Source organism: Herbaspirillum sp. WKF16, from assembly GCF_028993615.1.
Taxonomy (GTDB): Bacteria; Pseudomonadota; Gammaproteobacteria; order Burkholderiales; family Burkholderiaceae_D; genus Herbaspirillum.
This window is the reverse complement of record NZ_CP118632.1, coordinates 3,934,483-3,947,338: the sequence shown is the minus strand read 5'-3', so window position 1 is coordinate 3,947,338 and position 12,856 is coordinate 3,934,483. Positions and strand designations below refer to the sequence as shown.

13 protein-coding genes are annotated in these 12,856 nt (G+C 66.1%); 9 read left to right on the top strand and 4 right to left on the bottom strand.

From position 1 onward, the window contains the following. Positions 1 to 142 precede the first annotated feature (142 nt). Together Herbaro_RS17835 and Herbaro_RS17830 are read left to right on the top strand one after the other, a co-directional pair. Positions 143 to 2,428, top strand: a complete 2,286-nt coding sequence (locus tag Herbaro_RS17835) for a putative bifunctional diguanylate cyclase/phosphodiesterase (protein WP_275014047.1) — start codon at positions 143 to 145, stop codon at positions 2,426 to 2,428. After that, positions 2,425 to 3,351 (top strand): phosphate/phosphite/phosphonate ABC transporter substrate-binding protein, encoded by a 927-nt coding sequence (locus Herbaro_RS17830; protein WP_275010956.1) that lies wholly within the window; start codon positions 2,425 to 2,427, stop codon positions 3,349 to 3,351. Before Herbaro_RS17835 ends, Herbaro_RS17830 begins: the two co-directional genes overlap by 4 nt. A gap of 12 nt (positions 3,352 to 3,363) precedes the next feature. Here the strand turns inward: Herbaro_RS17830 and Herbaro_RS17825 are convergent, their stop codons facing one another. Together Herbaro_RS17825 and Herbaro_RS17820 are read right to left on the bottom strand one after the other, a co-directional pair. Next, a complete protein-coding gene (locus Herbaro_RS17825; RefSeq protein ID WP_275010955.1) occupies positions 3,364 to 3,849 on the bottom strand; it encodes a glutathione peroxidase in 486 nt (161 codons plus the stop codon). Between the two features lie 90 nt (positions 3,850 to 3,939). Then, positions 3,940 to 4,983: a type IV pilus twitching motility protein PilT gene (locus Herbaro_RS17820; protein ID WP_275010954.1), complete on the bottom strand. Its 1,044-nt coding sequence runs from the start codon at positions 4,981 to 4,983 to the stop codon at positions 3,940 to 3,942. Between the two features lie 74 nt (positions 4,984 to 5,057). Between Herbaro_RS17820 and Herbaro_RS17815 the strand changes: the two genes are divergently transcribed. From Herbaro_RS17815 to Herbaro_RS17800, 4 genes are all read left to right on the top strand, one after another. Further along, entirely contained in the window at positions 5,058 to 5,759 is a 702-nt protein-coding gene (locus tag Herbaro_RS17815) for a YggS family pyridoxal phosphate-dependent enzyme (protein WP_275010953.1), read from the top strand. Between the two features lie 84 nt (positions 5,760 to 5,843). Then, on the top strand, positions 5,844 to 6,656 hold the full coding sequence (gene proC / locus Herbaro_RS17810) for a pyrroline-5-carboxylate reductase (protein WP_275010952.1): 813 nt from the start codon (positions 5,844 to 5,846) through the stop codon (positions 6,654 to 6,656). Further along, entirely contained in the window at positions 6,656 to 7,408 is a 753-nt protein-coding gene (locus Herbaro_RS17805; RefSeq protein ID WP_275010951.1) for a peptidoglycan DD-metalloendopeptidase family protein, read from the top strand. Before proC ends, Herbaro_RS17805 begins: the two co-directional genes overlap by 1 nt. Positions 7,409 to 7,425: 17 nt before the next feature. Further along, positions 7,426 to 7,653, top strand: coding sequence for a hypothetical protein (locus Herbaro_RS17800; protein ID WP_275010950.1), 228 nt, complete (start codon positions 7,426 to 7,428; stop codon positions 7,651 to 7,653). Positions 7,654 to 7,838: 185 nt separating this feature from the next. On the opposite strand, the gene Herbaro_RS17795 is transcribed toward Herbaro_RS17800, so the two are convergent. Together Herbaro_RS17795 and ubiA are read right to left on the bottom strand one after the other, a co-directional pair. Then, the gene (locus tag Herbaro_RS17795; protein ID WP_275010949.1) at positions 7,839 to 8,498 is read right to left on the bottom strand and encodes a thiopurine S-methyltransferase; all 660 of its coding nucleotides are present in this window, start codon (positions 8,496 to 8,498) and stop codon (positions 7,839 to 7,841) included. A gap of 48 nt (positions 8,499 to 8,546) precedes the next feature. Beyond that, on the bottom strand, positions 8,547 to 9,401 hold the full coding sequence (gene ubiA / locus Herbaro_RS17790) for a 4-hydroxybenzoate octaprenyltransferase (protein WP_275010948.1): 855 nt from the start codon (positions 9,399 to 9,401) through the stop codon (positions 8,547 to 8,549). Between the two features lie 274 nt (positions 9,402 to 9,675). Here ubiA and ugpB point away from each other — a divergent pair, with 274 nt between their 5' ends. The 3 genes from ugpB to ugpE all read left to right on the top strand — a co-directional run bounded on the left by ugpB (position 9,676) and on the right by ugpE (position 12,851). Then, complete coding sequence (gene ugpB / locus Herbaro_RS17785; protein WP_275010947.1) at positions 9,676 to 10,986, top strand: sn-glycerol-3-phosphate ABC transporter substrate-binding protein UgpB; 1,311 nt, start codon at positions 9,676 to 9,678, stop codon at positions 10,984 to 10,986. 132 nt (positions 10,987 to 11,118) lie between these two features. Beyond that, positions 11,119 to 12,003, top strand: a complete 885-nt coding sequence (ugpA, locus tag Herbaro_RS17780; protein WP_275010946.1) for a sn-glycerol-3-phosphate ABC transporter permease UgpA — start codon at positions 11,119 to 11,121, stop codon at positions 12,001 to 12,003. After that, positions 12,000 to 12,851 carry a sn-glycerol-3-phosphate ABC transporter permease UgpE gene (gene ugpE / locus Herbaro_RS17775; protein ID WP_275010945.1) on the top strand — a complete coding sequence of 284 codons (852 nt, stop codon included), beginning with the start codon at positions 12,000 to 12,002 and terminating at the stop codon, positions 12,849 to 12,851. The genes ugpA and ugpE overlap by 4 nt, the downstream gene beginning before the upstream one ends. The last annotated feature ends 5 nt before the right edge of the window (positions 12,852 to 12,856 follow it).

The following is a 12,856-nucleotide window of genomic DNA, read 5'->3' as shown; positions in this document are numbered from 1 at the left end:
TCTGCTTCGGTTAAGGGGAAACAAGGCAGTGCCGGACTCTCCGGCCGAATGTTCATGCGGGTGGGGATTGCGTAATCCAAGATCTTTGGAGCCGAAGAGGCTGTTGACCGAGTTTCTCGCAGGGCGCGGGATGTCGGTCGGCCTGGTATTGCTGTCGGCCTGCGTGCTGGTGATGCTGTGGTACCTGACCATCACCCGCATCGAGAACGAGAAACGGCTGGCCATCGCCAGTTCGATCGCCGACAGCAAGAACGTTGCCGCCATCGTTTCGGCCAACCTCGACGAGGTGCTGGGCAAGACCTTGCTGTATTCCCGCATCGGCCAGGCCATGCTGGGCGGCGATCGCTCGTCTTCCTCCTATCTCAATCCGCTCTTCAACGGCGACTCGGCCTACCTGCGCGTGGCCATGTTCGACGCCGGCGGTCGTCTGGTCTATTCGTCGGCGCGGCAGCAGGAAGAGCCGGAACTCGCCAAGCTGATCAACGCCGGTTACATGAGCTCGCTGACTGCCGGGCGCAACCAGAATCCGATGATCATCAATCCGCCCAACAGCCGCGACGGCTACAGCTGGCGCGTGCCGCTGCTGATCCCGCTGCAGAACGGGCGCGGCGAGCTGCAGGGGTTCTTCACCGCCATCCTCGACCTGGGCTACTTCCTCAAGACCTACCAGGAAGTCAGCGTAGCCGGCGCCAGCCGCATCGAGATCCTCAACGCCGCCGGCCTGCAGCTGGCCGAGCTGTCGGGCGGCATCCTCTCGGGCGGCTCCAACTATGCCGGCCAGGCGTACGCGCTGTTCCTGCTGGCGGGCAAGGGCGACGGCCTGATCCACGCGCTGCGCCCGGGCGACGAGGTGCAGCACGTCGGTGTGCAGCGGCGCCTGGTGCACTATCCGCTGGCGGTGGTGGTGAGCCGGGATCCGGAGCAACTGCTCGGCAAGCTGCGGCCGGCGCATCGCCAGTACTACGTGCAGGCCGTCGCGATTTCGGTGGCCATCATGCTGCTGACGGCGGGCCTGATCAACCTGGCGCATCGCCGTCGCTTCCTGTACGAGAAGCTGCTGTATTCGGAGCGCGAGAAGAGCGGCCTGATCAACCAGCTGGAGCAGGAGAAGTCGCGCGCCTACCAGCTGGCCTCGCACGATTACCTGACCGGCATCCCCAACCGCATGCTGTTCTACGAGCTGGCCTCGACCGAGCTCTCGCGCGCCAAGCGCAGCCGCAATCTCTATGCGCTGTTCTTCCTCGACCTCGACAAGTTCAAGCTGATCAACGATACCCAGGGCCACGCCGTGGGCGACGCGCTGCTGCAGGAGGTGGCCCGCCGCCTGCGCGCCGCGCTGCGCGAGTACGACCTGGTGGCGCGCCTGGGCGGCGACGAGTTCGTGGTGATGGTGTCGGAGATCCGCAACGAGGAAAGCGTGGCCGAGATCGCCGACAAGCTGGTCGAGAGCATCCGCGCGCCTTATCCGGACCTGCTGGGCTGCTACGTCGAGACCGCGCCCAGCATCGGCATCGCCCTGTACCCGCGCGACGGCCAGAGCATCGAGGAGCTGATGACCAACGCCGACTCGGCGATGTACACCGCCAAGACTTCCGGCTCCGGCCTGTACCGCTTCTACGACGCCTCGCTCAACGCCATCGCGGTGCGCGGGCTGGAGTTGCTGGGTCGCTTCCGCCAGGCGCTCAAGGACGACGAGTTCTGCCTGCACTACCAGCCCAAGGTCGAGTTGCAGCAGTTCCGGGTGACCGGCATGGAGGCGCTGATCCGCTGGCAGCATCCGGAGCACGGCCTGATCTTCCCCGGCGAATTCATCGGCCTGGCCGAGGCGCACGACATGGTGGTGCCGCTGGGCCACTGGATCATCGAGGCAGTCTGCCGCCAGCTGGCGCAGTGGCGCGACAAGGGGCTGCCGCTGGTGCCGGTGGCGATCAACGTCTCGGCCAAGCAACTGCGCGACGAGAGCCTGAGCGAGATCGTGCGGGAGTCGCTGCGGCGCCACCGGCTCACGCCCGACCTGCTGGACATCGAGGTCACCGAGAGCTGCTTCATCGAAGACGTGGAAACCGCGCGCCGCACGCTGGAGAAGCTGCGCAGCGAAGGCCTGAAGATCTACCTGGACGATTACGGCACCGGCTATTCCGGACTGAGCCACATCAAGACGCTGCCGGTCTACGCGCTGAAGATAGATCGCTCCTTCATCAGCGATATCCGCAACGACAACAGCGACGGCATGATCGTCGCATCCACCGTGACGCTGGCGCGCAACCTGGGGCTGAAGGTGGTGGCCGAGGGCGTGGAGACCAAGGAGCAGCTGATGCACCTGAAGGTCATGGGCTGCGACCAGGTGCAGGGCTTCTACCTGCAGCGCCCGGTGCCCGCCGACCAGTTGGAAGCCATCTTGCAGAAGGGCAGGTTTGAGATCGCATGAAGATTGCCGCAGCATTGTTCGCATCGTCCGCCCGGGGCATCCTGGCCGCCTGCGGCCTGGCCCTGGCGGCCTTGCTGGCGTCGCCGCCGGCGTCGGCCCAGCGGGGCGCGGCCTGCGAGCGTCCGGAGCGGCTGCGTTTTTCCTTCGTGCCCCAGGGCAGCGACGAGGAACAGCAAAGCGCGATGGATCCCCTGCTCGACGCCCTGCGCGAGAAGCTGAAGATGCCGGTGGAAATGGTGGTGCCGTCGTCCTACGGCTCGGTGATCGAAGGCCTGATGGCCGGCGCCGTCGATATCGCGCGGCTGGGGCCGGCGTCCTACGTGACGGCCAGGAAGGGCGACGCGCAGGTCACGCCCTTTGCCTCGCTGGAACTGCAGGAACCGAATTTCGCCGGCCCGGGCGGCGCCGCGGCGTCCTCCGTCTACTTCTCGCTGCTGATCACGCGCCAGCAGGGGCCTTATGACAGCATCGCCTCGCTGCGCGGCAAGGTGCTGGCGCTGGCCGACCCCGACAGCACCTCGGGCGCGCTGATTCCGCGGCATATCTTCGCGCGCCAGAACGGTCTGCAGCTGGCCAGTTATTTCTCCCGCATCGGCTACGCCGGCAACCATGAGCAGTCGGTGCTGGCGGTGCTGAGCCGCAATGCCGACGCCGCCTTCGTCGCCAGCACCAACCTCTCGCGCATGATCAGCGAGGGCAAGCTGAAGCGGCGCGACGTGCGCGTGCTCTGGCGCTCGGCGCCGATCCCCTACGATCCCTTCGTCTACCGCGGCCAGCTGTGCGCCGACATCCGCGACAAGATCCGCGCGGTGTTCCTCGACAACAAATCGGCGCGCACGCGGGCCACGCTGCGCGGCCTGCACGCCACCCGCTTCGTGCCGGTGCGCGACGCCGACTACCGGATCATCCGCGACCTGCCCTGAGCCGGCCGGGGCTTATTCCGCCAGCAGCGCCTCGATGTCGGAGATCATTTCCTCCGGCCGCGTCTGCGGCGCATAGCGCTTGAACACGGTGCCGTCGCGGCGCACCAGGAACTTGGTGAAATTCCACTTGATCGCCTTGCTGCCCAGGAGGCCGGGCGCTTCCTTCTTGAGGAACTTGAACAGCGGGTCGGCCTGGTCGCCGTTGACGTCGATCTTGGCGAACAGCGGGAAGCTCACGCCGTAGTTCTTCTCGCAGAAGGCGCCGATCTCCTCGGCGTTGCCCGGTTCCTGCGCGCCGAACTGGTTGCAGGGGAAGGCCATCACTTCCAGGCCGCGCGCCTTGAATTGGCGATGGATGTGTTCCAGCCCGTTGTATTGCGGCGTGAAGCCGCACTTGCTGGCGGTGTTGGCGATCAGCATCACCTTGCCGCGCAATTGCTCCAGCGGGAATTCGCTGTGGTCGGCCAACGCGGGCCGGAAATCGTAGACGGTGCTCATGGCTGCTCCCCTGGGTTTTCCTGGGCGCCCATTCTAAACCTGCGCGCCGGCCGGCGCCATGCGCATCGGTTTGCCGCGGTTGCCTTGGCGTCACGAGCTCGGGAAGTCCAGCGCGCGCCCATGCCGGCGCGCGCTTTCCGGGCTGATCAGTTGGCGCTGCAGCAGCTGGGCCAGGCTGGCGTCCAGCGTCTGCATGCCGATCCCGGCCGAGGTCTGGATGGCGGTCTGGAGCTGCGCCGTGCGGCCCTCGCGGATCAGGTTGCGGATCGCCGGCGTGCCCAGCATCACCTCGTGCGCCGCCACCATGCCGCCGCCGTCGCGCAACGGCAGCAGGGTCTGCGAGATCACCGCCAGCAGCGACTCGGCCAGCATGGCGCGCGCGCCGTCCCTTTCGCCGGCGGGGAAGACGTCGACGATGCGGTCCGCCGTCTTGGCCGCCGAGGTCGTATGCAGCGTGGCCAGCACCAGGTGGCCGGTCTCGGCCGCGGTCAGCGCCAGGCGGATAGACTCGGCATCGCGCAGCTCGCCCACCAGCAGCACGTCCGGATCCTGGCGCAGGGCGGCGCGCAGCGCGTCGGCGAAGGAGCCGGTATGCGTGCCCACCTCGCGCTGGCTGACCAGCGCGCGCAGCGGCTCGTGGACGAACTCGATCGGATCCTCGATGGTCACGATGTGCAGCGCCCGCCGCTCGTTGATATGGTGCACCATCGCCGCCAGCGTGGTGCTCTTGCCCGACCCGGTGGGCCCGGTCACGAGCACCAGCCCGCGCGGTCGACAAGCCAGGTCGGCGCAGACGGCCGGCGCGCCGATCCCGGCCAGCGCCGGCGGTTGCGGGGGAATGTGGCGGATGGTCGCGGCGGCGCCGCGCAGCTGGCGGAAGACGTTGACGCGAAAGCGTCCCAGCTGTTCATGCCGGAAGGCGAAGTCGGATTCCATGCGCTCGGCGCCGCGGCGCCGCTGGACATCGTCCATCAGTCCATGCAGCATGGCGCGCAGCCGGTAGTCGCACAGCGGCGGGGCATCCATGCGGCGGATCTCGCCGTGCACGCGCAGCATGGGCGGCAGGCCGGCGCAAAGATGCAGGTCGGAGGCTTGGTTTCTGACGGCAAATGCCAGCAGCGCGGCAATGTCCATTTATAATCCTTGCGAGGAAAGCACCGAGTATCTGTTTATGTTCCCCGCAGCCGAGCCCCTCCCGGCCCCGGATTATGTCGTCAATCGCCAAAAACTTGCAATACGTGCAACACCAGATCGCCGCCGGCGCCGAACGCGCGGGGCGCGCGCCGTCGTCGATACAGTTGCTGGCCGTCTCCAAGACCTTCGGCGCCGAGGCGGTGCGGGAGGCGGTGCTGGCGGGGCAGCAGGCCTTCGGTGAAAACTATTTGCAGGAAGCGCTGGAGAAGATCGGGGCGATGAAGGCGCTGGCGCCGGACGAGCGCTTGCAGTGGCACTTCATCGGCCCCCTCCAGAGCAACAAGACGCGGCCCGTCGCCGAGCACTTCGACTGGGTGCATTCGGTGGAGCGGGAGAAGATCGCCCGCCGCCTGTCGGAACAGCGGCCGCCGGAACTGGGGCCGCTCAACATCTGTCTGCAGGTGAACATCAGCGGCGAGGCCAGCAAGAGCGGGCTGTCGCCGCAGGAGCTGCCGCAGGTCGCCGCGCAGGTGGCGCAGCTGCCCAACATCCGGCTGCGCGGCCTGATGGCGATCCCGGAGCCGACCGACGACGTCGCGCGCCAGCATGCCGCCTTCGCCGCAGTGCATACGCTTTACCAGGCGCTGCGCGCCGACGGCCTGGCGCTCGATACGCTGTCCATGGGCATGTCCTCCGACCTGGAGGCGGCGGTGGCCGAAGGGGCCACCATCGTGCGCATCGGCAGCGCCATCTTCGGCGCGCGCGGCGCCGCCTAGCGGCCGGCGCCAACCGGGCGGCATGGGCCGTCCACTTTAACGAACACACACACAGTGTCAGCGACACGGGAACAAGGAGCGTAAGTGAAGATAGCGTTTATCGGCGGCGGCAACATGGCCACCGCCATGATCGGCGGACTGGCCGGCAAGGTCGCCTCGCCGCAGGACATCCACGTGGTCGACCTCAATGCCGGCGCGCTGCAGTCGCTCAAGGACAAGTTCGGCGTCAGCACTGCCACCGCCATTGATGGCGCGGTAGCCTCGGCCGACGTGGTGCTGCTGGCGGTCAAGCCGCAGCAGTTGCCGGAAGTGGCGGCGCTGCTCAAGCCCTTCATCGGCGCCCAACTGGTGCTGAGCATCGCCGCCGGGATCCGCATCGCCGACATCTCGCGCTGGCTCGACGGCCACCAGGCCGTGGTGCGCGCCATGCCCAACACGCCGGCCCTGATCGGCCGCGGCATCACCGGCGTGGCCGCCGGCGCGCAGGTCTCGACGCTGCAGCGCGCCCAGGCCGACTCCATCCTCAAGGCCACCGGCGAGACGCTGTGGGTGGCCGGCGAAGACCAGCTCGACGCGGTGACCGCGATCTCCGGCAGCGGCCCGGCCTACGTCTTCTACTTCCTCGAAGCGATGGAAAAGGCGGCCGTCGAACTCGGCCTGTCGCCGGCCGACGGCATGCAGCTGGCCAAGGCCACCTTCGAAGGCGCCACCGAACTGGCGCGCCGTTCCGAGGAGCCGGTGGCCACGCTGCGCGAGCGCGTCACCTCCAAGGGCGGCACCACCTACGCGGCGCTGACCAGCATGGAGCGCGCCGGCGTCAAGGAGTCCATCGTCACGGCGCTCAAGGCCGCCGCCGCCCGCAGCAAGGAGCTGGGCGACGAATTCGGCAAGGCCTGATGCTCAGACTTTCCCGCAGACTCACCCGCATTACCGTCGCCGCGCCGTTGGCCGCGCTGCTGGTCCTGGCCGGCTGCGCCTCCACCGCCGACGGCGACGGTTATTACACGGTCCGGCGCGGCGACACGCTCTACAGCATCGGCCGCGATTTCGACCAGAGCCCGTCCAACCTCTCGGCCTGGAACAAGCTGCGCAACCCGAATGACCTGGAAGTCGGCCAGCGCATCCTGGTGCGCCCGCCGGCCGGCGTGGTGGCGCGCACCGGCGCCGGCCAGGCCAGCCGTCCCGCCGCTGCCGCTCCGGCGCGCCGGGCGACGCCCGCCAAGCCGGCGGCCAAGCCCGCCGGCAAGAGCCAGGACGACGATGACGCGCCCAGCGCGGCCGACGCCAAGCTGGACTGGATGTGGCCCACCGCCGGCAAGTCCGCGCCCAGCGGCGACAGCTACAAGAAGGGCATCGACATCAGCGGCAGCGAAGGCCAGAGCGTGGTGGCGGCCGCCGGCGGCCGCGTGACCTACGCCGGCCACGGCATCCGCGGCTACGGCAACATGGTGATCATCAAGCACACGCCGACCCTGTTGTCGGTCTACGCCCACAACAACACCATCACGGTCAAGGAAGGCCAGAGCATCGCGCGCGGCCAGCAGATCGCCACCATGGGCAACAGCGACACCAACCGGGTCAAGCTGTATTTTGAAATCCGCCGCAACGGCAAGCCGGTCAACGTGATGGCAGTGCTGCCGCCGCGCTGAACGCAAAGGAACAGGCCATGGCCAAACTGGAAGATATCGTCAGGAAGCAGAAGGCCGGCGCGACCTTCGTCATCAGCGCCCAGATGCTGCAGCTGAGCCCGCGCGAATTCGACGCGCTGGCCCAGGTGTGGGACGACGACGGCGGCCCCGGATTCAACGTCATGGGCGTGCCGTTCCGCGTGGTGGTGGAGGGGGAGTTCGTGATCAGCCGGGTGACGGTGGTGAGGACTACGGCCGAGGTTTGAGGATGGCTGTTTAACGCCGCTGGGTTCCTGCTTTCGCAGGAACGACAAGCAGCAGGGATGTCTCGGGCGGTGGAGGGAAATCCGACCGCCGAAGGTGATTCCACTGTCTGCGTCGTCCCTGCGAAAGCAGGGACCCAGCGGCGTCCGTCATGCCGCGACAGCGGCTTATCAAGAACCGACGATGTTCACGCCCCGCGTCGCAGCCGGTAAGTCACCGAATCCAGCCTCTCCAGTCCGCGCTCCTTGAATTTTGGTTCCTTGTCCAGGATATCGCGGCGATCGATCGCCTCGGCTTGCGTGTGCGGCGCGTAGAGCCGCAAGACCTCATCTTCCATCACCGAGAACGGCGGCCCGTCCATGCGTTGCTGCGCGTATTCCAGCGTGATCAGCAGGCTTTGCGCGCCGGCCGGCAAGCGGCCGTAGACCTGTTCGGCATAGCGCGGGCGCATCTCCGGCGGCAGCGCGATCAGCGCCGCCCGGTCGTAGGCGCCGGCGCAGGCGGCCAGCGTCTCGTCGGCCAGCGCGAAGATGTCGCCGCAGATGATCTCGATGGCGCCGGCGACGAAGTGCCGGCCCTGCGCCGATTCATGCACCTGCGCCTGCAGGCCGTTCTCGGCGAAGAACTGTTCCACCGCCAGCTGCGACAGCTCCACGCCCAGCACCCGATGGCCTTGTTCGGCCAGCCACAGCATGTCCAGCGACTTGCCGCACAGCGGCGCCAGCACCAGGCTGCCGGCCGGCAGCGCCAGCTGCGGCCAGTACTTCTGCAGCAGCGGCGTCACGCGCGACTGGTGAAAATGGGTGCGACCCTCGCGCCAGCGTTCCAGCCAGAATTCAGCTTCCATCTCGTCTCCTCGTGGTCTTGTCGATGTTTCGGCCCGGCCTGCGCGGCTTCAGCGCAGCAGGTAATCCAGCGCGACGCCGGCGAAGATCGCCGCGCCCAGCCAGTTGTTGTTGTTGAAGGCAGCAAAGCAGCGCATGCGGTCGCGCTCGCGGATCAGCGTGTAGTGATACGCGGCGAAGCCGCAGGCCACCAGCATGCCGGCCGAGAACCACAGGCCCAGTCCGTATTGCAGCCCGACCGCCCAGATCAGCGCCAGCGCCGCCGCGTAGCACAGCATGATGGCCAGCACGTCGTGGCGGCCGAAGGTGATGGCCGAGGTCTTGATGCCGATCTTGAGGTCGTCCTCGCGGTCGACCATGGCGTACTCGGTGTCGTAGGCGACCGCCCAGAACACGTTGGCCACCAGCAGCACCCAGGCCGCCGGCGGCACCGCGCCGGTGACGGTGGCGAATCCCATCGGGATGCCGAAGCCGAAGGCGATGCCGAGATAGGCCTGCGGGATGGCGAAGAAGCGCTTGAAGTAGGGGTAGCTGGCGGCGATGAGCAGCGCCGCCACCGACAATTGCTTGGTCAGCGCATTGAACGGCAGGATCAGCAGGAAGGACAGCAGCGCCAGCACGCCGGCCACCATCAGCGCCTCCCACGACTTGATCTTGCCCGAGGTCAGCGGCCGCTGTTCGGTGCGCTGGACGTGCAGGTCGAAGTCGCGGTCGGCATAGTCGTTGATGGCGCAGCCGGCCGAGCGCATCAGCACCGTGCCCAGCACGTAGATGGCCGCAACGCCCCAGTCTGGCCGTCCGTCCGAGGCCAGCCACAGCGCGATCAGCGTGGGCCAGAGCAAGAGCAGGATGCCGATGGGTTTGTGTGCGCGCACCAGGAGCGCGTAGAGCTTGAGCCGGTTCATGCGGAGTCCGTGAAACGAAAGTCGGCATTATAATCGGCCGCCGCGTCGTCCCCGCGTCGACGTTCGCTTCCCGCCGCACGGGGCGCGCCTGACAGGCGCCTGACAGATCGCGAGCCGCGCTAAGGGAAAGTACGTAGCGAAATATTATTTTGATAATTATCTGCTGCACAGCCGCATCTTTTTTCTTTGCGCTGCAACGCGAGTGCGGCTAATGTAACGCGGCTGTCATGGAGCGTTGATAGCATCAAAACCCCTTTTCCCTAGAGGTCCTCCGATGAACTTTAAAACAATGATCGCGACCGGCATGCTGGCGACGATCTCTTCCACCGCCTTCGCCGCAACCGAGATTTCCTGGTGGCATTCGATGACCGGCGCCCTCGGCGAACGCGTCAATGCCCTCGCCGACGACTTCAACAAGAGCCAGTCCGACTTCAAGGTCGTGCCGGTCTACAAGGGCACCTACGACGAGTCGATGGCCGCCGCCATCGCCGCCTACCGCGCCGGCAACGCTCCCGACATCCTGCAGGTGTTCGAAGTCGGCACCGCCACCATGATCTACGCCAAGGGCGCGGTCAAGCCGGTCTATGAGGTGATGCACCAGGCAGGCGAGAAGTTCGACCAGAACGCCTACGTGCCGGCCGTCGCGGGTTACTACTCGACCGCCAAGGGCATGATGTCCTTCCCGTTCAACAGCTCCACCACCATCATGTTCTACAACAAGGACATGTTCGCCAAGGCCGGCCTGGATCCTGAGAAGCCGCCCGTCACCTGGCAGGAGTTCGTCGGCATGGCCGCCAAGATCAAGGCCAGCGGCGCCTCCTGTGCATACACCACCACCTGGCAATCGTGGGTGCATTTGGAATCGTTTTCAACCTGGCACAACGTCGAGCTGGCCTCCAAGAACAACGGCTTCGGCGGCCTCGACGCGCGCCTGAAACTGAACAGCCCTCTGCACGTTCGCCACATCGAAAACCTGGCGAACTGGGCCAAGCAGGGCTACTTCACCTACGCCGGCCGCAAGGATGAAGCCAACGCCAAGTTCAACGCCGGCGAGTGCGCCATCATCACCGGTTCCTCCTCGGCCTACGCCGATATCCGCAAGAACGCCAAGTTCAAGTTCGGCGTGGCCATGCTGCCGTACTACAACGACGTGCAGGGCGCGCCGCAGAACACCGTCATCGGCGGCGCCTCGCTGTGGGTGATGAACGGCAAGAAGGCCGACGACTACAAGGGCGTGGCCAAGTTCTTCACCTACCTGTCCAAGCCGGAAGTGGCCGCCAAGTGGCACCAGGACACCGGCTACCTGCCGGTCACCAAGGCCGCCTACGAGCTGACCAAGCAGGCCGGCTTCTATGACCGCAACCCGGGCACCGACGTCGCGGTCAAGCAGATGATCGTCAAGACCACCGAGAAGTCGCGCGGCCTGCGCCTGGGCAACTACGCCCAGGTCCGCACCGTGTTCGACGAGGAACTGGAAAACGTCTGGACCGGCAAGAAGACCCCGAAGGATGCGCTGGATTCGGCCGTCAAGCGCGGCGACGAACTGCTGGTGCGCTTCGAGAAAGCCAACAAGGGCAACCAGTAACATCCGTAGCGGCCTTGCCTCTGCCTGCTCGCGCGGGCAGGCGGCATGCGTTCCCGGCGGCATCGTCTCCAGTGGATGGGACATGCCGCCGGATTTCGTTTTCCTGAACCTCATTTTGTGACCTGAACGAACGTGGAAAAACGCGCGCGATTCAAATCGAAGTGGCTGCCGTATCTGCTGGTCGCACCGCAGATCCTGATCACTTTGCTGTTCTTCTTCTGGCCCGCCATCCAGGCGCTGTACCAGTCCGTGCTGCTGCAGGATGCCTTCGGCGGCTACTCCGAATTCGTCTGGTTGGACAATTTCGCCGCGCTGTTCGGCGACCCGACCTACCTCGAGTCCTTCCGCACCACCGCGCTGTTCTCGCTGCTGGTGGCCTTCTTCGGCATGACGCTGTCGCTGCTGCTGGCGGTGTTCGCCGACCGCGTCACGCGCGGCGCCTCCATCTACAAGACCTTCCTGATCTGGCCCTACGCGGTGTCGCCGGTGGTGGTGGGCGTGCTGTGGATGTTCCTGCTGAGCCCTTCGCTGGGCGTGCTCTCGCACGTGCTGGCCTGGCTTGGCATCCGCTGGGATTACATGGTCAACGGCAACCACGCGATGATCCTGATCGTCATCGCCGCCATCTGGAAGCAGATCAGCTACAACTTCCTGTTCTTCCTGGCCGGCCTGCAATCCATCCCCAAGTCGCTGATCGAAGCGGCCGCCATCGACGGCGCCGGCCCGGTCAAGCGCTTCTTCACCATCGTGTTCCCGCTGATCTCGCCGACTACCTTCTTCCTGCTGGTCGTCAACGTGGTCTACGCGTTCTTCGACACCTTCGCCATCGTCGAGGCCACCACCCACGGCGGCCCCGGAAAGGACACCGAGATCCTGGTCTACAAGGTGTTCTCCGACGGCTTCAAGGGCGGCGACCTGGGCAGCGCCGCGGCGCAGTCGGTGGTGCTGATGGCGGTGGTCATCCTGCTGACCGTGGTGCAGTTCAAATACGTTGAGAAGAAAGTCCAATACGCATGATAGAAAGACGACCAATCCTCGACGCGGTCAGCCACCTGGTGCTGATCCTGGGCGTGCTGGCGGTGGTGTTCCCGCTGTACGTCGCCTTCGTCGCCAGCACGCAGACCGCGGAGCAGTCGGCCATGTCGCCGATCTCGCTCGTCCCAGGCGGCGAGTTCCTGAACAACTACGGCACGGTGCTGTTCAAGGGCGCCTCCGGCAACGTCAGCGCGCCGCCGGTGCTCAACATGCTGTGGGTCAGCCTGGTGACGGCGCTGGTCATCGCCATCGGCAAGATCGCCATCTCCATGCTCTCGGCGTTCGCCATCGTGTATTTCCGCTTCCCCGGCCGCAACCTGTTCTTCTGGATGATCTTCGTCACCCTGATGCTGCCGGTGGAAGTGCGCATCACGCCGACCTACCAGGTGGTGTCCGACTTCGGCATGCTCAACAGCTACGCCGGCCTGACCGTGCCGCTGATCGCCTCGGCCACCGCCACCTTCCTGTTCCGCCAGTTCTTCCTGACGGTGCCCGATGAACTGGCCGAGGCCGCGCGCATCGACGGCGCAGGCCCGCTGCGCTTCCTTAAGGACGTGCTGTGGCCGCTCTCGCGCACCAACGTGATCGCGCTGTTCGTGATCATGTTCATCTACGGCTGGAACCAGTACCTGTGGCCGCTGATGATCGCCACCCAGCAGGAGATGTATCCGATCGGCATCGGCATCAAGACCCTGATCTCGGGCGGCGACTCGGCCGTCGAGTGGAACATGGTCATGGCCACCATGATGCTGGCCATGCTGCCGCCCGGGTTGATCGTGGTGGTGATGCAGAAATGGTTCGTCAAGGGCCTGGTCGATTCCGAAAAATAAACCTG

Bases quoted from the DNA above. Each gene is read 5' to 3' on its own strand.
- Herbaro_RS17830 (WP_275010956.1), top strand. From the start codon at position 2,425: ATGAAGATTGCCGCAGCATTGTTCGCATCGTCCGCCCGGGGCATCCTG.
- Herbaro_RS17825 (WP_275010955.1), bottom strand. From the start codon at position 3,849: ATGAGCACCGTCTACGATTTCCGGCCCGCGTTGGCCGACCACAGCGAA.
- Herbaro_RS17820 (WP_275010954.1), bottom strand. From the start codon at position 4,983: ATGGACATTGCCGCGCTGCTGGCATTTGCCGTCAGAAACCAAGCCTCC.
- Herbaro_RS17815 (WP_275010953.1), top strand. From the start codon at position 5,058: ATGTCGTCAATCGCCAAAAACTTGCAATACGTGCAACACCAGATCGCC.
- Herbaro_RS17805 (WP_275010951.1), top strand. From the start codon at position 6,656: ATGCTCAGACTTTCCCGCAGACTCACCCGCATTACCGTCGCCGCGCCG.
- Herbaro_RS17800 (WP_275010950.1), top strand. From the start codon at position 7,426: ATGGCCAAACTGGAAGATATCGTCAGGAAGCAGAAGGCCGGCGCGACC.
- Herbaro_RS17795 (WP_275010949.1), bottom strand. From the start codon at position 8,498: ATGGAAGCTGAATTCTGGCTGGAACGCTGGCGCGAGGGTCGCACCCAT.
- ubiA (WP_275010948.1), bottom strand. From the start codon at position 9,401: ATGAACCGGCTCAAGCTCTACGCGCTCCTGGTGCGCGCACACAAACCC.
- ugpB (WP_275010947.1), top strand. From the start codon at position 9,676: ATGAACTTTAAAACAATGATCGCGACCGGCATGCTGGCGACGATCTCT.
- ugpE (WP_275010945.1), top strand. From the start codon at position 12,000: ATGATAGAAAGACGACCAATCCTCGACGCGGTCAGCCACCTGGTGCTG.